The following is a 20,874-nucleotide window of genomic DNA, read 5'->3' on the forward strand; positions in this document are numbered from 1 at the left end:
TTCTCTATCGCACCCTCTGTTCAGCGTTTCGGTGGCGCCAGCAAGGGTGAACGACCTATTTGAACCCGCCCACTTTCCGGAGCTCTGGGGCCTGAAAAACCCGCGTCTGTAATGGCCGTGTCCAGCCCTCGCAAATGGGGCGCGGCGCGCGAACTGCGTAGCGACTCCATCCCGTCGTTCCAGGCATGCACCATGTGCTTGGCTACGTCACGCCATGCGGGTTCGTTTTTCGCCGCTTCGATCACTTCCTTGCCTACAACAATTGCTGACTCGCACAGTTGCTCGACCATGGCCGAGTACTGACGGGGTGAGATACCCAGACGACTATTGAAAAAGGTTTCAAGCGTGCGTCCCGGCGTCCAGATTTGCCGCCAGCCCACGGATAATCCCGGTGGGTTACTGGCAAAGCGCGGGTAGGCTTGGGTAGTTACCAAATCGAAGATCGGAGTAAATCCTACATCTGCTCGCGAGGTGTAATAGAGCGCGATGTTTTTGGCATGACAGTCAGCATTGCGCACGACGTAGTTGGCCAGCAGATGCCACCCTAAATGCACTCGCTGCTGACGAAGTGACTCTGCAGGCAGATAGGCCCGAGTGGCGTTCCAAACTCGCTCCGTGGTAGTCGCGTATTTCTCATGGGGAGGCAAGCCCAATAGTCCGCAAGCGTCTTCAAGACCGCAACGTGGTAAACCCTGCTCATCGACATCGAACCGATCCACCACCAGCACTCGGCCATCCTCGGACATCCGGCTGGTTGCTACCGGCACGACGTTCAGCCGCTCCAGCACACGCAGCGTATAAAACTCGTTGAAGCCCAGGTAGGGCGTCGTTTCATCGGATCCTTTGATGATGTGCAAGTCGGTTCGCAGGGTCGGCTTACCCAAAGGCAGTGCTGTTTTGCTGGCATCCCGCGCAATGAACTTGGGCACTACACCAGAAATTGCTGCACGTGCGTAACGGCGTACCAAGGTCGCAAAGTGTTCATCCGTGTTTTCTGCAGTCAGCAGGTGCCCTATCTCCAGTGGTTCAGTTTCAATGCCGGGAACCTGCCCCTCAGGTGTAATTGTCACCCGCCCAATACCCGAGCCACCGATCACGGCTAGCAGGGATAAGTCAGTGCCATCCAGTAATGCCCCGAACTCTTCGCGGATAACCCCAAGCAAATATCCTTCAGGCAAATTCTGCCGAAAGAAGGGAAAAAGATCACGCGGCCAACGCCATGGTTCGTCTCGAACAGGCAACGTCAAGCTGACAAAATCTTGCGCTGTGGCAGCGGGGAGGTATTTCAGCACATAGTCATCACGCTCGCGATAAAGCTGGGCGACAGTAGTGCCACTGACCTGCACATCAAGAATCATGGCCTGTATATTCCAGATCGCTGCTCAGTCAAGATGTCCTCGACTGTTCGCTCATGGCCGGCTCTAACCAGTTTCAAGTCATAGCCCGCCGCCTCCAGTAAACGAACCAGAGCCGAAACGCTCATATCGCCCTTGGCAAGGGTTTCCATGCGCGCCACTGTCGAGCGGGATACGCCTGCACGGCTGGCCAATGCGTGTTGGCTCAAGCGTGATTCGGCACGGGCCTCTTTCAACATTTCAGCCACATCATACAAGGTGCTCATTTGTAGCCCTCAAGCATCAATAACTCCTGAATCTGTTATTAATGTAGCCCTAAGGACACAATATTGCCAGAGCTGGTCAGATTTGATCTTGCTCATTTGAAGGCAACACTTGTAGCCCAGAAGCATCAAAAAACCTTTTATAACTACCTTTTGTAGCCTGTAAGCATCAATCGCCAAGCAGCACGCGCCTGAGTGCAAGCAGGCGCGTTATTTGTGTCTTATCCCTTAACGGAACACCATCCCGCCATCAATCAAGGGGGCTTGACCGGTCATGTAGTCCGCGTCCGGGCTGGCCAGGTAGGAAACAAATGCCGCAACGTCTTCCGGCGTTTCCGCACGCCCCAGCAGAATGCCGCTGACGAATTTTTCGTAGGTCGCGCCAATCGGGGCGCCCGTCACTTCGGCCATGCGTTTGTCGATTTCCACCCACATGTCAGTCCCTACGACGCCCGGACAGTAGGCGTTGACGGTGATGCCGTGCATCGCCAGTTCCTTGGCCGCCGCTTGGGTCAAGGCGCGTACGGCAAATTTGGTGGAGGAGTAAACCCCCAGCAGGGCATAACCTTCATGACCGGCAATGGAGCAGGCGTTGATGATTTTGCCTTTGCGTTTAAGCGCCTGAAATTTTTCTGCCGCGGCCTGTATGCCCCACAAGGTGCCCTGCACGTTGATGCGGTAGATGTGCTCAATGTCTTGCTGGGTGACGTCCATCAGGGGTTTGACCTGACAGATGCCCGCATTGTTGACCATGATGTCCAGCCCGCCGAGCTGGTTGTGGGCGTAGTCAACCGCCGAAAATACTTGATCGCGATCACCCACATCGGCCGCAAATACGGTGTAGTTGCGCCCTAATGCTTTGATTTCTTCGGCGACCTGGCCAAGTTTTTCAAGGTTAAGGTCGACCAGCGCAATATCGGCGCCATCCTTGGCAAGGCGCAGTGCAATACCACGACCAATGCCCTGTGCCGCACCTGTGACTAATGCAATCTTTCCTGAAAGCTTCATGTGTTGGCTCCTTTCAACGAGGGGGGTCTGCGTCCAGCGGCCTTAACCATAGACCACTGCGCACAATGCCCATTGATGCAAGGCACTCCCCGGGTCTAACCGGGCCACCACCAAGGTGTTTGCCGGGCGGCGACGACCGCGCGCAATTGGGCAGCACTGACGGTGCGTTTAGCCGGGTCGAAGGTGAGGCCTTTACGCACTGCACGCCACACGCGAGCTGGCAGGCGCTTGGGTTTTTTGAGGGGCAGCGCAGGCCGCTGGTCGCGGGCCTTCGTCGACAGCATGCGGTTGAACGGGTGTTTACCACTCGCCAGTTCGTAGATGACGCAAGCCATTGCGTACACGTCTGCTGTGCGGGTCAGGGCGCTACCTTCGAGGATTTCCGGCGCGGCGTAGCCGGGTGTCCAGGCATTCATGCGCTGACGACTGATCGCGGCCAAACCGTCCAGCCGCCCCGCTTCAGCCTGCCCAAGGCCGAAGTCGAACAGGCGCACGCCCTCTTCGCTGAGCAAAATATTGCTGGGCTTTATGTCGCCATGAAGGATGCCCGACGCGTGGCTATGCGCCAGCGCGTCGAGCAGTGGCAGGGCGATTTCGCGCAGTTCCTGCCAAGGCAAACCCAGAGGCCGCTCACACAGTAATCGGTCAAGGGTGGGGCCCTGTAACAGCTCCATGACGATGAAGACTCGCTGGTGTGCGGTGTCTACATTGAAGCTGTACATGCGCAGGATATTGGGATGACGCAAGTGGCGGATCAGCGCGTATTCGTTGAACAGCACAGCACTGGCGTCGGGGGATTGGCTGAGGTCGTCGCTGAGGATTTTCAGGGCCACACAGGGGTGTGGATCCGCGAACTGTTCATGCAGCAGGTCACGGGCACGATAGACCGTGCTCATGCCTCCCGCGCCCAATAACCGTTCAATCCGATAACGCCCGCTCAATACCTCGGGCAAGGACGCTGTCATTGACGAATCACCACGGCACTCACGTTGTCACGTGCCGCCCCGCTCAAGGCGCCGTCGAGTAATCGCGCAAGCGCCGCCTGGGGTGAAATGAGGCTGAGTGCGTTGCCCATTTCACGATGGCTCAACTCTTGATAGAGACCATCGCTGCACAGCAAAAACACATCGTTTGGCTGCACTTCCAGTTCCAGCACGCCCAGGCGCAGTCGCTCGCACGCACCAATTGCCCGGGTCAAAGCCCGGGAACCCGGCTGGGCCAGCGCTTGCTCCTGGGTCATATGCTGTTCGTCCATCAATTGCTGCTGCAATGAATGATCGCGCGACAGGGTGTACAGCTGTTGCCGACGCCACAGGTAACACCGGCTATCGCCCGCCCAGACACAGGCAGCGCGGTTGCCTTCAAGCAACAAGGCGACCACGGTGCTGCCCATGATGTTGTCGCCGTTCTGATCGCTGACCGTCAGCTCCTGACTAAAACGGCGGTTAAGCCAGTGCAGGCATTTGCGCACGGCCAGTAGCCGTTGATCAAAGGTCTGCGGCTGGTTCAACTCGGCCAGGCTGTTGACGATCATCTGGCTGGCAATGTCGCCCGCCCGATGACCGCCCATACCATCCGCCACCGCCCATAACCCAAGCTGCGGGCAATCAAGGGTGGCGTCTTCGTTACGGGTACGCACCTTGCCCGGATCGGTGCCCGCGGCGCTGCGCCATTGCGCGTTTTCGCCCATTACAGTTGCTCGGGCAAACGGAAACTACGCAATACGCTCAGGTCAAACGGGTTAGGCGTGCGTTGACTCATTAGCAGGTAGTTGGCCCGCATGCCGCCCACGTCCGCTTTGAGCACCATCACATCGCGACCGCTGAGGTACTCAACGGTCATCAAGTCCAGCAAGCGAAATAAGGACCACGGCCCGGTGCTTTTTTCGATGCCGACCGGGCGGCCGGACATTTTGTCGAGTACCAGACTGCTGCGACCGTTTTCAGCCTCCGTGGGCCATTGCAAGGTGATGGGCACTATCGGCCCGTGGCGGTAATCAAGCGACTGGTTACCAAAACGCAACTCCGCACGGCTGACGGCGGGGTCAAGGCTGTAAGGCTCAAGGGTAAATTGTACGAGGGGTTCTGCCGGGTTCTGGGCGAAGAAGCCCTGGCGTATGACTTGCGCGGCGGCCACTTGATCAAAGTAAGCCTTGGACACTGGCAAACTCCGCCCATCAATGCTGCGCAGCCGGTAGTTACCCGCCTCACCGCTGACGAACGGGCGCATGTAGCTGTCAAAAAAACGCTCGCTAAGCCCTTGGGCCCGAAAAAACTCGCGGAAGTCATTCAGGGCCACATCGCTGCTGCTGTGGGCACTGAAGGGATAGCGCTGCTTGATTGCGCGGTCGTAAAAACTGTACAGCTCACGCTGATACCGCTGGTTGATGAAGTGGTAGGCGTTGTCCAGTTCCAGGCTCCAGGTGTCTTCAGCGACACCTTCGAACCAGCCGCTGAGCGGACGCGGCAGTCGTTGTGCGGCCTGACGCAAATGACTGAGCGCGTCGCGCTGACCGCCCATGCGCAATTTGGCCATGTCGAAGGCCGCCTGATCGGGTGCGCTGGCGCGGGCCAGACTGGCCAGTTGCTGCTGCACGTCGTTGAGCCCTTGCAGGGCTGCCGTGAGGGTGGCAGTCGGTGCATTGTTTTCGTCAAGCAAACGGTGCAGCGGTTCGAACCGTCGCTGCAGGGCTTGCTTGGCGTTATCCGGCAGCTTGGCGGCCAAGGTATCCGCCGCTTTGGCTATGGTTGCTGTTGCGGTACCCGCCAGTGCGCCGAGTTTTTTAGCGGCCCCCGTTTCGTCGCCCTCGGTGGGTACCGGTAGCTCATCAATGAAGCTTGGGAAGCGAGTATTTTCACGCACTTCGATCAGCAATTGCACGATGGCCGAATTGGCAGAGGTCAGCGCTGCAAGCTGATCGGCGCCTTCGCTCGCTGCCGTGAAAGGCTGCAGGGTCAGTTGCCCGATGGCTTCGCCCCACTGTGTGGCGTAGTCACGGAAGTACAGTTGTTCCAGCTCAACCATCAGCTTGCGCATGTCCATGGCGCTGAGGGTATTGCCCTCGCCCAGCACCCAGTTGTCCCGCAGGATGTCACTGACCAGGGCGGCGCCCTTAACCGAAAAGTACTGTTGATAACCTTGCTGGGTATAGAACCCCGGAATCACGTAGTCGGCGCCATTAAATACCTGACTTTGCGGGCCAAGGTGTTGATCGAAGCTATAGGGCGCCAACCCGTCTGCCTGTTCGCGCAACATTCGGTAAACGACCGAGGCCAGTGATTCGCTACGCAGCACCTGACGGGCCTTGGCAATCAGTGGCTGGTTAAGTGGATAGTTGAATGGCAGAGCCAGCAGGCGGTCGAAGTGCTGGCTCAAACCGTTCTGCACCGACGTGTTGCCGGGGTAGCGGGCTGACCAGTCAGTGGCCACCCAGGTCTTGAGCCAGGCGTTGTCGCGACGATCAGCCTCGCCCAACATCAGGTAGGCGCGCAGGCTGTTCAGCAACCGTGCTCGATCCCCTAAATTCGCGCGGATCTGGCTTTCCAGCTGTTGAGCGACCCGTGGTAATAACTGGGCTTGCAGTTGGTGTTGGTAGGCCTGTTCAAGCAGAGGGTTGCTGGCGCCGCCCTGATACAAGCCGGTGCGTTCGAACAGCCCCACATCCAGTGTTGAGGGAAATACCTGCGAGGCCGCAAATTGGGTGTCGAGCATGCTCAGCACCGCGGCACTGTCGTCACGCGGGCTCAGCAACGAACGCTGTTTATTAAGCTGCTGAGCCAGCTCGCGCAGTGTATCCAGACGCTCATGATTGGCCGCAAAGCTCTGCGCCCACACCAGCCCCATCACCCCCAGCACTGACAAGGCACCCACGTACATTGAGCGCTGTGTCCACTGAATACGTCGCCGCTCACGCTTGTCCAGACTGGCCAATTGGGCTTCCGGGAAAATCACTCGACTCAGCAGGTGATGGATAAAGTGCGAGCGACCGCTGTGCAGAACCGGCAAGGCGTGTGCCTTGATCCCTAAAGACTCGCTCAGCTTCTTGGTTTCGGGCTGCGCCTCTCGTTTTACATGGGGGGCGCTGGTGAGGTAAAAGCCGCGCAACGGGCTGGCGCGCTGATAACGATTACCGGTAAATGCAGTGTCGACAAAGACACAAAGGCGCTCGCCAATGGCCCCCAACTGATGAGGGAAATCGAGAATGCGCGCTCGACGGTGAGTGTCGCGCTCCTGATGCATACGCGAGATGACCTGCCCCGTAAGCCGGCCCAACAGCGCGTCAAACTCGGTGCGCAAAATGGATACGTCGGAGCCGGTCTGGTCTTTGCCAAAACTGGCACCGAACACCTGATCACTCTCTTCACGGGTCATCTGGTCAAAAAATTCACTGAAGCCGATCAAACTGTCGGCCTTGCTCAACACCAGATACACCGGCACATCAACATGCAGAATTTGATGAATCTCTTGCAGGCGGTTGCGCACCACATCGCCCAGTCCTGACATGATCGTTTCATTGACCGGAAACAGGCACTCGACCGGCACCGTGACCAACACACCGTTCAACGGCCGCGCTCGTCGGCGGCTACGCAATAGCTCCAGCAAGGTGCGCCAGTTGCTGGCGTCAATGTCGGGTTCATTTTGCTCCAGATAGCGCCCGGCAGTGTCTATCAGCACGCCATGCTCGCCAAAGTACCAGTCGCAATGCGCAGTACCGTTCATGTCGCGGGTGAGTTTGCGGTCGATCTTGTTCAGCGGAAAATCCAGGCCCGAGAAGTCCAGCAAGCTGGTTTTACCGCTGGAAGTCGGGCCGATCACCAAGTACCAGGGCAACTCATCTCGCCAGCGTTCACTGCGCCCGCGGTACACGCTGGAGGTGCTGAGCGTACGCAGGGCCTCTTTGAAGCGTTGCCGCAGTTCTTTCTGGGTGGTCTCCAGCTTCGCGTCTTTAAGCTCACGGGCTTTACCCAGTTCACTGTCTTCGCGCTCTTTTTTGCGTACCCCCGCGCGCCAGCTGACGAAGACCATCATCAGGCCCCATAGAAGGCACAGCGCACTGATACTCAGCAGCCGGGCATTGGAATCGGCCCAGAATTTATGGTCGTTGACCGCCAATAGCGGGCCGACCCACCACACCAGCAGAGCAATGGTCAGCAGCAGCGCCAGAGTCCAGACCCAGGTTTGACGCATAAAGGCAGCCACTTTTTTTAAACTGTTTTTCATCACATATCCCTTTTACGACTGCTGCTGAACAACCGAAGATTCGAGCTGCTCATACGGTCGCAATACCGCCTCGCGTTGCTCACCCAGCACCCAGGCAAAGCCTGAGAACATCACCAACAGGCATCCCACCGTGAGTGTGCCCAGCACCCAGCCGGGCACACTGCGGATAAACCGGTGACGTCGATCAGTGAGCCCTTGCCAATGGGGCGAAAGCTCTCGAGGCACATCGCCGCGCAAGTGACGAATTTGTCGGTACAGGGCATCACGAATGGAGTCGAGCTCGGAGGTGCCGTGATTGACCACTCGGTATTTGCCCTGAAACCCCAGCGACAGGCACAGGTAGATCAGCTCCAGCAGCGAGAGGTTGACCACCGGGTTACGGCACAGTTGCTCCAGTACGTGGAAGACCTTTTCTCCCCCAAAGGTTTCGTTGTGCAGGCTGCTGAGCAGGGTGTGCTGTGACCATTCGCTTTCGTAACCCCACGGGGTGGTCACGACCGTTTCATCAAGCACCGTGCTCATCACATACCGGGCTTTCATGGCCAGGTCGTAGTCCACACCGTTGTAGAGAGCCTCTTGTACAAATGCGTTGAGGTCATTAATTAGCTGCTCACGCAGCTCCGGGATGCCGGGCGCTACTTCGCTGTGCTTGAGGCCGACCACGCAAGACAACAAGCCACTGGCCGCGGCCACCAGCGGATTGAGGCTCACATTGAAGGTGCCCGCAGCCTGCAAACGGGCGGAAAAGATCATTCGGTCTTCAAGCTTTTCAATGGTCGGTGGCGGTGATTGATCAGTCAGAACGGGCCCGTCGATCATGGCCGGTTGCTTGGCCAGCGTGTCCGCACCAGGACGGTGTTTGGCCGCCAGTACCGTTTTTTCATCTTCCATGGGGGTATCTTTGCTCATGGCGATTAATTCCTGATGGACCAGAATTGCAGTTCAAGCTCTGAAAACTCGCCCGACACATGGAACGCAAAACCACCGGAGCGCTCCATCTGCGTCACGTCATCGGCGCTGAGTTCAAGGCTGAAGTAGGTTTTGGCGGAGTTGAACGGGATTTGCCGGGGGGCCACCGCCAAGGGTTTTACCTTGAAGCCTGGCAGGTGCAGGTTGACCAACTGACGGATGCCTTCGACCGGCCCGACTTTGAGATGCGCCGGCAAGCGGTGGCGCAGTTCTTCGCTGTCACAATTGGCTTTTGCCACCAGCACATAGGTGGTGAGCGCGAGGGCGTTGTGGTCACTCATTTGCGAGACGAGAATGCCGTATTGACGTGCTTCCAGTTTCAGCTCGTTGGCATGTTGCTCAAGCACCATCGACAGCACCTGGCGAATGGCCTCCATCAACTCGCGAAAGCTTTCACCCTGATTGCTGTGCTGATATTTGCTCGCAAGTTGCGGTCGCTTGCTGTCATTGGCAAAGGTGGCCAACTCCCCCAGCATCGCCAGCAAGGCGCAATACAATTCTTCCGGGTGCAGTTGTTCCAGATCCAGATAATGCAGAAGCACCAACTCCGTTCGGTTGATCAGTTGCAGCATCATGAAGTCACCGACTTCAGCCCCGCCGACCTTGCCATTTGAGCGAATACGCGCCGCCAGCGTGTCACCCCGCAGGCTCAGCATGCCGATGACTTCTTTCAAACAAGACAGTACGTAACTCGACGCATGGCTGTGGATAAAGGTCGGTACGAATTGAGCGTCAAGGCTGATGGCGCCGTCGCTGTTGGTGCCTAAAATTCGACACAGTTGCAATTTGACGCAGGCCTGATCGCTTTGCTGCTCACCCAGCAGCAAGCGAAAGTCAGGACGGGCGCAACTGACTTGGCTGTTGGCGTTTTCGCCTGCGTTGGAGTCGCTGACTTCGGTTTCATACGCGACATAACGCGCCAGTACGTCGACCTGGTCCTTGCGCCGCGCTTCGATGTGGTTACCGGTAACCAGCGGCAGTGCCAGGTAAACGGCGGTTTTACCCGTATTAGGCGGTATATCCAGAGCCAGAAGTTCGGAGCTGCCGCCCAGGTCGAACAAGCTGCCATCGGGCAGCACGCCTGACGCTTGGCTAACGACCAGCTTACCCATATTGAGAAACTGCTCGTCGACCTCCAGACTCAAGAACCCCCAGGTGTAACGCCCCAATAATCGGGTTCGCGTTTTCATTTGTTGATCGTAATAACGATCGCTGTGCTGAAAGTGTTGGGGGCGCAACAACATGCCTTCCAGCCACAGCACTTTATGAGTCGTCATGCTCAGTTACCTCCCTGCTCATGGGCGGGGTCGGCACTGCGAATCCCGGTCTGGTCGAGCACCAGATTCGATTCAGTCAGGGCCATCGCAGTGAGCGGTATGACATAGCGCCATTGGCTTTGAGGCAGGTCGCGGTAAGCGGCCAGTACGCCGACATAGCGACTGCCGGGCTCAACACTGAGTTTGAGCTGCACTGTTTGCCCAGGGCGTAGCTCCAGCTCTTCACTGGTCACCAGGTCGGGGGCCAGTGACTCTTTAGCGCGCTCATAAAGGCTGAAGAAGTCGGCATTCTCGAAGGCGACCGGGTGTTTGAGCTCGAACAACCGAACCACCACCGGTGACGGGCGCCCATTGAGGTCAGGGTTGACCTGATCGCTGGCGCTTAAACCGAGGTTGAGTTTGGTCACACTGGAGTAAGGCGACAGCGCCGTGCAGCCAGTGAGCAGCAGTACGGCAAAAGCCAGCATGGCCTTGAGATAAAGAGGTGGGCATGGCATGCGCATCATCCTTGAGTGTCGTTGTGAAGGGTCGTAATCAGCCGCACCTGTTCTTCGTAGGCTTGCGCAAAATCGCGGGCCAACATGCGTTCACACCAGTCGTCGTCTTGTTGCAATGCCTGGTGATAACGACTGAATGCGCGCCAGCGGCTGCCAGAGGTGGCGAACCAGGGCTGATGCCCGTCGCGCTCCTGACGCAAGGTCAGTTGTTGGGGCGAGAAATGTTCAAGGCTGGCGCGCACCGCTGCGCGGCTGGCACTGAGCAGCGCGACCTGATGCGCCTGCAGGTCACGGAATGCGCGCCATACCACTTGTTCAGCCGAGAGTTGATGAGCCTTGTGGGGCGCCAGCAGCAGTTCTAAGGCTTCGCCAGCGTCATGGGTCGACGTAAGCGGGTTGTGCCGGGTACCGGGAATAACCGTACGGGCCAACCGAAGCTGATTTTTCAGCTCGCTGCGGGTCCACAGACTTTGCTGTAAACCGGCAACCGTTTGTTTAAGCACAGTGGCGGCCTTAATGGCCAGTGCCTCACGCCCGGCTTGCTCCATTGCCAGTACATCAACACCCAGTGCTGCTCCGAATTCGGCCCAGAAGCCATCCATGTCAGGGGCTTGCGGTTCGCATTCAGGCTGCGGGGTGGGTGCCTGAGTAGCTTCTACCAATTGCGGCACGCTGAGATTTTCGAAATCCAGAGGCGCGCGATCGGTGAACTGAAGGTCCATTGACGCCGGAGTGTTGTCGCTCTGCGTGACATCGAACACTGAGTAATTCAGTACCTCAGGCTCTAGCGGATCAAGCAAGGTGCCGCCCATAAACGCATCGTCCGGGATTTTTATGCCCGCGGGTTGGGGCTCCCTGGCGAGCAGTAATGCACGTTGCAACTCTTGTGGCAGGTCAGCACGGATGACGAACCGGTCAAGAGAGTAGCGGGTGCCGTGCCCAATTCGCTCGGGCTTGTCACGGACCAGGTAGGTTCCCGTTCCATTGACCTCTACACCGTTGGTACTGGTGTCGGTGATAAAGAACGCACCGTCCAGATAGCTGATTGTGACGTGGTATTTGGATACTTTTTGCTCGCCATCGACCACCTGCCAGGTGCAATCGGCATTGCGTCCTATCACCCCGCCCTTCTCGTCAAAGCGTTTGCGCATCTCCTGCGTGGCAGTGAGTGACGGATGGCTCAGCAGCTCAAAAATCAATTCCATGTTCAGACTCCTTGCGGTCATTTGCCGCGATTGACCGCCTGCGGATCACCCAATGGGCGATAGCTGTTGTCGTTGAATTTGTAATTGCCACCACAGCCGCTCGCACCACACAGCACGGCGAGGGTCAGCAGGACGGCGTACCAGTGACGAGCAGTCATAGGGGAAGTCTCCAGGGGGTGATCAGGGCCTCGGCTTGACCCGTCGAGGGCCTTGCGGGCAAAGGCATAAAGCAGTCAGAGGGCATCACGAGGCCATCGCCTTAAAGTCATCCGGCACGATGTTCAGGCGCTCCAGTCGATACAGCAGCGTGCGTCGCGCCACGCCCAGTTCGTGAGCGGCGCGGGTCTGGTTGCCGGCGTGCTTGCGCAAACAGTCGAGTAACAGCCCGCGCTCTACGTGCTCCATTCGCGCTCGCAGGCTCAAGTGGAGGGGGACAGGGCTGACATCTCTGCGCAATGAGAAATGCTCTGCCTGTAACTCGCTGCCGTCACACAGCAGAACAGCCCGCTCAACCAGCCCTTTAAGCTCGCGAACGTTGCCGGGAAAGGCGTAGCCCGCCAGCAGGGCCAGCGCCGCATCACTCCAGAGCACAGGCTTGCGTTGCAAAAACTGACACGCCTTGTCAGCGAAGTGCCGGGCCAGCTCAAGGAGGTCGCCCTCACGCTCACGCAAGGCGGGCAATTCGATAGGGAACTGCGCAAGGCGGTAGTAAAGGTCTTCGCGAAACTGGCCTTGGCTGACCAGTTCGGTCAGGTTGCGGTGGGTCGCCGCGATGATGCGTACATCGATCTTGTGCGATTCGTTGGAACCCAAGGGCCTGATTTCACCCTCCTGCAACACCCGCAGTAACTTGGCTTGCAGCGACAACGGCATGTCACCAATTTCGTCCAGCAGCAAGGTGCCACCGCTGGCCGCGTCAAATAGTCCGACACGGTCACGGTCTGCACCGGTAAACGCGCCCTTGCGGTAACCAAACAGCTCACTTTCGAGCAGGTTTTCAGGGAATGCTGCGCAGTTCTGCACAACAAAGGGCTGACTGCGGCGGGTGCTGCTGTCGTGAATCGTGCGCGCAATCACTTCTTTGCCGGTGCCGGTTTCGCCCAATAGCAACACGGTGTACGGGCTGTGGATCACTTTGTTGATCAGGCCATAGGTGCGGCGCATCACTGCACTTTTGCCCACCAGCCCGGTTGACGTAATGCTCCGTTCAGGTGGCAAGAGGACCTTTACACCCTGTTGCAGCACGCGGTGTTGCATCACGGCAAACGCCCCCAGCGCGCCTAACGATGGCGCATACCCCTGAAGTTCGACCGCCTCGTGACTGGCCGCCAACAACAGGCCTTCAACCGCGTGGTGAGCGTTCACCAGGGGTATACACAGCAGTGAGCGCCAGGGCTGGGTTTGCTGGGGTAAAAAGCCGAGGTCGTAGACCCCCGCGTTCAGATCGCCGATACACACCACCCGGTTTTGGCACAGGGCAAATTGCAGCAGTTGCTCGCCGGTGTAATCAACCGGCACACCGGCGGCCTGCCGTGGTTGAGCGCTGCCTTGCCCCTGACAACACTCGGCCAGGCGTTCCAGACACTTATGAGAAGCATCGAGCACATACAGTTGGCCCAGTTCACACCCGGTAAGCGGTGCGATGGCACGCACACACGCCGAGGCCGCTGTCGCAGCGTCGCCGGCTCTGGCCACACAGGCAAACTGTTGCAACAGCAACTCGGCATACGCCAGCGGCTGTGCGACGTGCGCGAACATCTGCGCCACCTTATGCAAACTCACACTGCACAGAGGCCATGGCGTCCAGCGTTACGTGCACGCGGGTCAAGGTTTGAGCATTGGCCATGGCTTCCAGCAAGCGATCAGCAATCAACGGCAGGACATGGGCGTCGAGCAGGTAATCGATAAGGCGCGCACCGCTGTCACTTTGCGTGCAACGTTCGGCCAGATGGTCGACCAGCCCCTGGCAATGACTGAACTGCAAGTGACGCCGCTGTAAGCGCTCGCCCAGGCGCTGGAGTTTGATTTCAACCAGCTCGCGCAACACAGGCCCACTGACCGGGTAATAAGGCACCACGCGCATTCGGGCCAGCAACGCTGGTTTGAAATGGTTGTTGAGCACTGGGCGGATGCTTTGTTCCAGGGTTTCGGCGCTCGGCCGGGCGCCGTTTTCACACAGGGTGTTGATGCGCTCACTGGCCAGATTGGAGGTCATCAGGATCAGCGTGTTGCGAAAATCAATTTCCCGGCCCTCGCCATCATTGGCCACGCCTTTGTCGAAGATTTGATAGAACAGGTTGAGCACATCGGGATCGGCTTTTTCGACCTCATCGAGCAGCACCACGGAGTAAGGCTTCTGGCGCACGGCTTCGGTGAGCATGCCACCCTCGCCATAACCCACGTATCCGGGAGGGGCGCCGATCAGCCGCGAGACGGTGTGTTTTTCCTGAAATTCGGACATGTTGATGGTGGTGATAAACCGCTCGCCGCCGTACAGCAGGTCGGCCAACGCCAGCGCGGTTTCGGTCTTGCCGACCCCGCTGGGGCCGACCAGCAGGAACACCCCGACCGGGGCATCCGGTTTATTGAGGCCCGCGGCCGTGGCGCGCATTGAGCGGTCCAGCGCCTGCACGGCCTGCTCCTGCCCCCTGATACGGTTGCGCAAGTCGCTACCAAAGCTGGCGACCTTGCTGCTGTGTTCCCGCGCCAATTGGCTGAGCGGCACACCGGTCCAGGCGCTGATGACCTCGGCGACCAGACGCGGGCACACTTCGAAGCTCACCAGCCGATCGATACCGTGGGCGTCGCTCAGCGCACGGTGGGTTTCGTTAAGCTCGGTTTCGAGGCCTGCAAGGGTTTCGCAGGCTTCTATTTGCGACGCGTCGCGGGCCTCGGCCACTTTCTGACGCAAGCTCAGAAGCCTTTGCGCCAGCGTGCGCTGTTCGTCCCAACGCACTTCTAGTGCGGCACGCTCGCTCTCAGCCTCGTCCAGCCGCTCTACCAACGCAGCCAGTACTGCCTGGTCGATGAGCAACCCCGCGTCGGCATCACGTTGCATGGCCTGTTGCTGCCGACCGCCCTCGGCCAGTTCACCGCGTAAGCGTTCCAGGCGTTCCGGGGCGGCCGCCAGGCTGATTCGCACTCGGGCGCAGGCGGTGTCGAGCACGTCCACAGCTTTGTCGGGCAGTTGACGACCTGCCAGATAGCGCGCAGACAACTCGGCGGCCGCGACCACGGCGTCATCACGCAGATAGATGCCGTGGCTCTTTTCGTAAACTTGCGCCAGACCTCGCAGAATGGTCACGGCCTCACCGACTGTCGGCTCATGCAGTTGCACTGGCTGAAAACGCCGGGCCAGTGCCGGGTCTTTTTCGAAGTATTTTTTGTACTCGCCCCACGTCGTGGCTGCGATCGTGCGCAATTCGCCACGCGCCAGCGCCGGTTTGAGCAGGTTGGCGGCATCCGAGCCGCCCACGTTGCCCCCGGCACCAATCAGGGTGTGGGCTTCGTCGATAAACAGAATGATGGGTTTGGGCGAAGCCTTGACCTCGTCGATCACGCCTTTGAGGCGACGTTCAAACTCCCCTTTGACGCTGGCCCCGGCTTGCAGCAGGCCCATGTCCAGGGAGAGTAATTCAACGCCTTGCAGCACAGCAGGCACTTCACCCGCGGCAATACGAGAAGCCAGGCCTTCGACAATCGCGGTTTTACCCACGCCCGCCTCGCCCACCACAATCGGGTTGTTTTTACGCCGACGGGCCAGTATGTCGATCATCTGGCGAATCGCATCGTCACGACACAGCACCGGGTCAAGCTGGCCTGCCCGCGCCTGTTCGGTGAGGTTATGGGTAAAACGAGCGAGCAACGATTCACCCGCAGCAGCCGGCTTGCCGTTGGCCGGCGTGTCTTGCTGTGACAGCGCAAAGCCTTTCAACCGTTCGATATCCAGCTTCGCCAGCAGCACTTGATAGCGGCTGCCTGCGTAGCGCAAAGGGTTGCGTAACAACGCCAAAATCAGTGCTGCCTGATCAACCTGACTTTGGCCCAGCTCAAGGCTGGCCACCAGCAAGGCGTCCTGTAACCACTGCACCAACTCCGGGGCGAATACCGGGTTGCGTGACGGATTGCTCTCTGCGTCCGACTGCAACGCTGCGCTCAACTGACCGGCATCAATATCGGAATCCAGCATTGCCCTTGCCAGCAGCCCTTGCGGGCGTTCGAGCAACGCCAGCAGAAGGTCTTCCACCAGAATTTTATTGGCACCCCGGGCAACACAACGTTCGGCGCAGCCTTCCAGATCACGCCGGGTTGGTGCGTCCAGTGCCTGTATCAGTTGTTGCAGGTCTACATTGATCATGGCCATGGTTCCTTAATGAATTTTGCTGGCAAGGGTGACGACGCCGTCGGCCTGTTCACGGCCCAGCCAACTGGTCCAGCCAAGGCGGCAGGGGCTGAGTTCGGCAATGCGCAATTCGCGAATTTCTTCATGTCGCAGTACCAGCCGAATGTCGTAATCCAGCGGATCTCGCAGGGTGAAACGCACCAGCGCGCACAGCGGTTGGTAACCCGTACCAATCGGCAGCAATTCGTGAAAACGTTCCCACGACAGTTGGCGGATATGAATGCGGAACTTGCCGCTGCAATCGCGTACTCGCTCACCCAGCACCAGGCTCTCGCTGAACTGGTGATTGGCAATGCCCAAGCGGTTGCGCTGCTCTTGCAGAATGTTCACGCGCCGTTCGATGCATTGCTCGATGGTCAACTCGGCGTGTTTGAAGTAGTAGCGCAGCACCGATTCGATCAGGGCTGCGGAATGCGCGCGCAAACTCAGCAAACCCAGGTACGGCAACAAGCGTCGCCAGTTCAGTTCCTCGGCATCACGGATGGTCTCGCCACCCAAACCAATGAGGGCAAACAGCTGACTGGAAAAGGGGTCCGTCGCGCCCTTTTGAAAGCGGGCGCGGTAGCGGTATTTGCGCCAAATCGGCAGCATGAGCCGCTGTAAGCGATGGTTGAACAGATCCATAAACACGCGGGTTGGATTGCCGTCATCACTGTCACCCAGCGCCTGCTCGCAATAGAACACGGGCAAGGGCGAGCCGGCGCCCACCAGGCCCATCAAGTTGAAGCGCAGTCGCGCACGGGTTTGCCCGCGTTCGGTAAAAAACTCGACACGGTCAACGTCGCTGCCGGCAAAACCGAGGCTTGGATTTGCGGTAAATTCCACGCGCTCGTAAAGCTCGTCCTCAGAGATATCGGGGTCGCCATCGCGCAGCCGGTCAATGACCAGCAGCACCGATTGAAACAGCGAGTACTCGCGAATGCTCTGGGCCAGCCCGCTTAGAGCAGGGGCTGTAGACCCATGCGCGGTGTCCATTGGTACGTTTCTCCTTGGGTGCTCTTGACCCTCAGTTCGTGGTACGAATTGAGGCTGGCGTAGAGCGCAAAAAACTCGTTAAGCACCGACGCAAAAACGAACAGGTCGCCTTCACCGATGTAGCCTTGCGGGTCGATGATCAGCTCGGTACGCAGGCCCCGCAGCGGCAAGCCGCGATGCAGCCGGTCAACGTGTTCGTGACGAATCGACTGGAGGCCGCCGAGCAGGCGCTTACTGACTCGCTCGGCGTGCTCGTCGTAGTAACGTGGCAAGTCGTAGGTTTCGAGAATCACCTTCAAGGCATCCACGTTGGCCAGCGACAAGTAGTTAAGGGACATGTTGCTGATCAGCTTCCAGAGGAAGTCACGGGTCAGCGGCGGCGCATAGCTGGCCGTGACTACGGTGATATTGCTGAACTCCAGGTATTCGGGCGTACCCGGGCTGGCCAGGCAGATATCACCCGGGTTCAAGCTTCTGGGCAGGTTCTGGTTGGTGCAGGTCAGCTCTATGGAAAGGGTTTCGCTTTCTTCAGGCTGGCGGGCGCCAAAGCTCAGGTAGGTGTCGAGCCCCTCATGCAGCAGTGCCGTGCGCTGGCGCACGCTGTAATGGGCCTGTTTTTTGAGCACGTCAAAACTGGGGTCGTGCTCAAAGGACTCGAACGGCACATAGTCCTGCAAACCGCTGCCAGCGACTTTCCAGCCTGTCACCTTGTCGACCGAGAACACACCGCAATGCTCTAGCCCCAAGCGTGAAGGCATCAGCAGGTATTCGTCCTGCTTGCCATCCAGGCGGGTCGGCATCGCATCGTGGGTAAAGAGGTTGACGATGGGTGTGCAGTACAACTTTACGTTTTGCAGGGTGGGCTGCAGGCGCTGGGTGCTGCTTTTGCGAATATCGAAACGCAGCTCCAGCCCGCGCACCTTTTGCAGGTTGTCTTCAGACAGGGTCGCCAGCCGGTCCAACCCGTCCAGGTCGACAAACAGAAACTTGTCCTGAAAGGCGAAGTACTCCTGCAAATAGCGATAACCGCGAAACGTATTCAGTGGGTAAGGAATCAGTGCTTCTTCTTCGGCAAACCCCACAGGCTGAACACGCTCAGGGCCAAGCGTGAAGGTCAGCGGAGAGTTGTCCGCGTCAGTCAATCCCTTCCCTTGGGCATCCAGGGGCACCAGCACAATGTCGTGCAGATGGCGTAATAATCCGAGGTAGAGCATTTGACTGATGTATCGCTCGCCCGCCAGATGCAAGCGCAAGCGGCTTAGCTTCAGTTCGCCCAAATGACCGTCACAGGTCATGTCCAGACGCAGGCTTAACATCGAGCCTTCACCTTTGACCGAGTGTTTGAGCTCAACCAGCTGCAAGGGCAATATCTCGGTCGGGTAGCAGGTTCTGAACTGACAGTTCACCCCCTCTACAGGCTTGCTCTCCACGCGGGTTTCGCGCTCGACGAGCAATGCAGGACCAGGGCGTTGGAGCGGTTGAAATTGCAACATGCTGAATGCCGGCAGCGGGCGCATGTAATTGGGCCATAGCAACTGCATCAGTGAATGGCTCAGCTCAGGCAACTCGTCATCCAGCTTTTGACGCAGACGCCCGGTCAAAAACGCAAAACCTTCCAGCAGCCGTTCGACATCCGGGTCGCGCCCCGCCTGCCCCAAAAACGGCGCCAACGCCGGGCTACGCTCGGCAAAAAGGCTTCCCAACTGACGCAGTGCAGTCAGTTCGCTTTGGTAGTAATGGTTAAAGGACACGGCGTTACCTGTTAATAGTCGGCTGCTACAGACATTGAAAAACCTTCACAGAGCTTCACGTGACCTTGACCTCGCCACTGCCATTGAGCTCTGCCGTGAAACCGACATGGCGCTTGAACCCTTCAACTTGCAGCCAGCCTTCAATGCTGAAGGACAGCTTGAGCTCGCTGTCGCCTTTAGCCAGAGGCTTGACCTGCACCTGACTGAGGCGCGGTTCGTAGCGGGCGATGAATGATTCGATGGCCTGACGTGCCTGAGCCAGCGAGTCATGCAGGCTCAGGCGCATGTCGTTAAGGTCGGGCAACCCGTAGTCGGGCAGCGTTTGCACGCTGCCCGCTCGAGTGCTGAGCATCTTGGCCAGATGGGCAGCCACGGACGCCAGGACGCTGTCTTCCCGACGCAGGGTGCTGCGGGTGTGCGCGTCGTCGCCCAGGCGCTCGAAAAGGCTGCCGTATCCAGTCATGAGCGGCTCCCCTTACTCTTTGTCCAGCTTGCCAACCAGCGACAAGGTGAAGTCAGCGCCCATGTACTTGAAATGTGGGCGCACGTTGAGGCTCACGCGGTACCAGCCAGGTTCGCCTTCTACGTCGCTGACGGTGATCTGTGCGGCACGCAACGGACGGCGACCACGCACTTCAGCGCCCGGGTTCTCTTGATCGGCGACGTACTGACGGATCCATTTGTTGAGTTCCAGCTCAAGATCGGAACGCTCCTTCCACGAACCCAACTGCTCGCGCTGCAAGACTTTCAAGTAATGCGCCAGCCGGTTGATGATCATCATGTAAGGCAGTTGAGTGCCGAGCTTGTAGTTCAACTCGGCCTCTTTGCCTTCTGCACTGATGCCGAAGTTCTTGGGTTTTTGCACTGAGCTGGCCGAGAAGAACGCGGCGTTGTCACTGCCTTTACGCATGGTCAGGGAAATAAAACCTTCCTCGGCCAACTCGTATTCACGGCGGTCGGACACCAGGACTTCGGTGGGTATTTTGGTTTCGATTTCGCCCATGCTTTCGAAGTGGTGCAACGGCAGGTCTTCGACCGCCCCGCCGCTTTGCGGGCCGATGATGTTCGGGCACCAGCGGAACTTGGCGAAACTGTCGGTCAGCCTGGACGCGAAGGTGTACGCGGTGTTGCCCCACAGGTAATGCTCATGGCTGTTGGCAACGGTTTCTTTGTAGACGAAGGTCTTGACCGGGTTTTCTTCAGGGTCGTAAGGGTTGCGCAACAGAAAGCGCGGAACCGTGAGGGCCATGTAGCGAGCATCTTCGGACTCACGAAAGCTCTGCCATTTGGCAAAATGCGGCCCGGCAAAATGGTCTTTCAGGTCTTTGAGGTTGGGCATGCCGGTGAAGCTTTCAATGCCGAAGAATTTCGGCCCGGCAGCGGCAATGAACGGCGCATGAGACATGCACGCCACACTGGACACGTACTGCATGAGCTTCACGTCGGGAGAGCTGGGGGTCATGTAGTAGTTGGCGATAATCGCGCCCACCGGCTCGCCACCGAACTGGCCGTATTCAGCGGTATAAATATGTTTGTAGAGGCCCGACTGCATGACTTCGGGGGAGTCTTCAAAATCGTCCAGCAGGTCTTCTTTGGAGACGTTGAGAATTTCGATCTTGATGTTTTCACGGAAGTTGGTGCGATCGACCAACAACTGCAGGCCACGCCACGCCGATTCCAGCGACTGGAACGCCGGGTGATGGAGAATTTCGTCCATCTGCAGGCTTAGCTTTGCATCGATCTCTGCGATCATGCGATCAACCATGGCCTTCTTGACCGGCTCGCCCTTGTTATGTGGCTTGAGCAGCTCTTCGATAAACGCCGCCACGCCGCGCTTGGCAATGTCATAGGCATCGTCTTCGGGAGTGAGTCGGGTTTGCGCGATGATGTCGTCAAGGACGCTGTGCGACACGCTTTGATTGTCAGTTTGCTGGGTGGCACGGGTGCTCATA

At 58.4% G+C, this 20,874-nt stretch carries 17 protein-coding genes; all 17 read right to left on the minus strand.

Annotation, left to right across the window (positions count from 1 at the left end):
- Positions 1-20: 20 nt before the first annotated feature.
- A complete protein-coding gene (locus FJD38_RS06665; protein WP_146384494.1) occupies positions 21-1,358 on the minus strand; it encodes a type II toxin-antitoxin system HipA family toxin in 1,338 nt (445 codons plus the stop codon).
- Positions 1,355-1,621 (minus strand): helix-turn-helix domain-containing protein, encoded by a 267-nt coding sequence (locus tag FJD38_RS06670; protein ID WP_146384496.1) that lies wholly within the window; start codon positions 1,619-1,621, stop codon positions 1,355-1,357. The genes FJD38_RS06665 and FJD38_RS06670 overlap by 4 nt, the downstream gene beginning before the upstream one ends.
- A gap of 225 nt (positions 1,622-1,846) precedes the next feature.
- On the minus strand, positions 1,847-2,626 hold the full coding sequence (locus tag FJD38_RS06675) for an acetoin reductase (protein ID WP_122782028.1): 780 nt from the start codon (positions 2,624-2,626) through the stop codon (positions 1,847-1,849).
- A gap of 95 nt (positions 2,627-2,721) precedes the next feature.
- Entirely contained in the window at positions 2,722-3,591 is an 870-nt protein-coding gene (locus tag FJD38_RS06680) for a serine/threonine-protein kinase (protein WP_146384498.1), read from the minus strand.
- Positions 3,588-4,316, minus strand: a complete 729-nt coding sequence (locus tag FJD38_RS06685; protein WP_146384500.1) for a PP2C family protein-serine/threonine phosphatase — start codon at positions 4,314-4,316, stop codon at positions 3,588-3,590. Before FJD38_RS06685 ends, FJD38_RS06680 begins: the two co-directional genes overlap by 4 nt.
- Positions 4,316-7,846, minus strand: coding sequence for a type VI secretion system membrane subunit TssM (gene tssM / locus FJD38_RS06690; protein WP_146384502.1), 3,531 nt, complete (start codon positions 7,844-7,846; stop codon positions 4,316-4,318). The genes FJD38_RS06685 and tssM overlap by 1 nt, the downstream gene beginning before the upstream one ends.
- A gap of 12 nt (positions 7,847-7,858) precedes the next feature.
- Positions 7,859-8,755 (minus strand): type IVB secretion system protein IcmH/DotU, encoded by an 897-nt coding sequence (gene icmH / locus FJD38_RS06695; RefSeq protein ID WP_146384504.1) that lies wholly within the window; start codon positions 8,753-8,755, stop codon positions 7,859-7,861.
- Between the two features lie 5 nt (positions 8,756-8,760).
- On the minus strand, positions 8,761-10,092 hold the full coding sequence (gene tssK / locus FJD38_RS06700; RefSeq protein ID WP_122782031.1) for a type VI secretion system baseplate subunit TssK: 1,332 nt from the start codon (positions 10,090-10,092) through the stop codon (positions 8,761-8,763).
- A gap of 2 nt (positions 10,093-10,094) precedes the next feature.
- Positions 10,095-10,598 (minus strand): type VI secretion system lipoprotein TssJ, encoded by a 504-nt coding sequence (gene tssJ / locus FJD38_RS06705; protein ID WP_208727492.1) that lies wholly within the window; start codon positions 10,596-10,598, stop codon positions 10,095-10,097.
- Complete coding sequence (gene tagH / locus FJD38_RS06710) at positions 10,595-11,794, minus strand: type VI secretion system-associated FHA domain protein TagH (RefSeq protein ID WP_146384506.1); 1,200 nt, start codon at positions 11,792-11,794, stop codon at positions 10,595-10,597. Before tagH ends, tssJ begins: the two co-directional genes overlap by 4 nt.
- Positions 11,795-11,811: 17 nt before the next feature.
- Positions 11,812-11,952, minus strand: coding sequence for a type VI secretion protein (locus tag FJD38_RS06715; protein WP_122782034.1), 141 nt, complete (start codon positions 11,950-11,952; stop codon positions 11,812-11,814).
- An 85-nt stretch (positions 11,953-12,037) separates the two neighbouring features.
- A complete protein-coding gene (locus FJD38_RS06720; protein ID WP_146384508.1) occupies positions 12,038-13,552 on the minus strand; it encodes a sigma-54 interaction domain-containing protein in 1,515 nt (504 codons plus the stop codon).
- A gap of 10 nt (positions 13,553-13,562) precedes the next feature.
- Positions 13,563-16,157, minus strand: a complete 2,595-nt coding sequence (gene tssH, locus FJD38_RS06725; protein ID WP_167654234.1) for a type VI secretion system ATPase TssH — start codon at positions 16,155-16,157, stop codon at positions 13,563-13,565.
- A gap of 6 nt (positions 16,158-16,163) precedes the next feature.
- Complete coding sequence (gene tssG, locus FJD38_RS06730) at positions 16,164-17,171, minus strand: type VI secretion system baseplate subunit TssG (RefSeq protein WP_122782037.1); 1,008 nt, start codon at positions 17,169-17,171, stop codon at positions 16,164-16,166.
- A complete protein-coding gene (tssF, locus tag FJD38_RS06735; protein ID WP_146384512.1) occupies positions 17,135-18,922 on the minus strand; it encodes a type VI secretion system baseplate subunit TssF in 1,788 nt (595 codons plus the stop codon). Before tssF ends, tssG begins: the two co-directional genes overlap by 37 nt.
- Before the next feature lie 55 nt (positions 18,923-18,977).
- On the minus strand, positions 18,978-19,385 hold the full coding sequence (gene tssE, locus FJD38_RS06740; protein WP_122782039.1) for a type VI secretion system baseplate subunit TssE: 408 nt from the start codon (positions 19,383-19,385) through the stop codon (positions 18,978-18,980).
- Between the two features lie 12 nt (positions 19,386-19,397).
- Positions 19,398-20,873, minus strand: a complete 1,476-nt coding sequence (tssC, locus tag FJD38_RS06745) for a type VI secretion system contractile sheath large subunit (RefSeq protein WP_122782040.1) — start codon at positions 20,871-20,873, stop codon at positions 19,398-19,400.
- Position 20,874 lies beyond the last annotated feature (1 nt).

The organism is Pseudomonas saxonica, from assembly GCF_007858365.1.
In the GTDB taxonomy this organism is placed as follows: Bacteria; Pseudomonadota; Gammaproteobacteria; order Pseudomonadales; family Pseudomonadaceae; genus Aquipseudomonas; species Aquipseudomonas saxonica.

Coding starts and splice junctions, on each gene's coding strand:
- FJD38_RS06685 (WP_146384500.1), bottom strand. CDS start 4,316: ATGGGCGAAAACGCGCAATGGCGCAGCGCCGCGGGCACCGATCCGGGC.
- tssM (WP_146384502.1), bottom strand. CDS start 7,846: ATGAAAAACAGTTTAAAAAAAGTGGCTGCCTTTATGCGTCAAACCTGG.
- tssJ (WP_208727492.1), bottom strand. CDS start 10,598: ATGATGCGCATGCCATGCCCACCTCTTTATCTCAAGGCCATGCTGGCT.
- icmH (WP_146384504.1), bottom strand. CDS start 8,755: ATGAGCAAAGATACCCCCATGGAAGATGAAAAAACGGTACTGGCGGCC.
- tagH (WP_146384506.1), bottom strand. CDS start 11,794: ATGGAATTGATTTTTGAGCTGCTGAGCCATCCGTCACTCACTGCCACG.
- FJD38_RS06680 (WP_146384498.1), bottom strand. CDS start 3,591: ATGACAGCGTCCTTGCCCGAGGTATTGAGCGGGCGTTATCGGATTGAA.
- tssC (WP_122782040.1), bottom strand. CDS start 20,873: ATGAGCACCCGTGCCACCCAGCAAACTGACAATCAAAGCGTGTCGCAC.
- FJD38_RS06675 (WP_122782028.1), bottom strand. CDS start 2,626: ATGAAGCTTTCAGGAAAGATTGCATTAGTCACAGGTGCGGCACAGGGC.
- tssH (WP_167654234.1), bottom strand. CDS start 16,157: ATGGCCATGATCAATGTAGACCTGCAACAACTGATACAGGCACTGGAC.
- FJD38_RS06670 (WP_146384496.1), bottom strand. CDS start 1,621: ATGAGCACCTTGTATGATGTGGCTGAAATGTTGAAAGAGGCCCGTGCC.
- tssK (WP_122782031.1), bottom strand. CDS start 10,092: ATGACGACTCATAAAGTGCTGTGGCTGGAAGGCATGTTGTTGCGCCCC.
- tssG (WP_122782037.1), bottom strand. CDS start 17,171: ATGGACACCGCGCATGGGTCTACAGCCCCTGCTCTAAGCGGGCTGGCC.
- FJD38_RS06665 (WP_146384494.1), bottom strand. CDS start 1,358: ATGATTCTTGATGTGCAGGTCAGTGGCACTACTGTCGCCCAGCTTTAT.
- tssE (WP_122782039.1), bottom strand. CDS start 19,385: ATGACTGGATACGGCAGCCTTTTCGAGCGCCTGGGCGACGACGCGCAC.
- FJD38_RS06720 (WP_146384508.1), bottom strand. CDS start 13,552: ATGTTCGCGCACGTCGCACAGCCGCTGGCGTATGCCGAGTTGCTGTTG.
- FJD38_RS06715 (WP_122782034.1), bottom strand. CDS start 11,952: ATGACTGCTCGTCACTGGTACGCCGTCCTGCTGACCCTCGCCGTGCTG.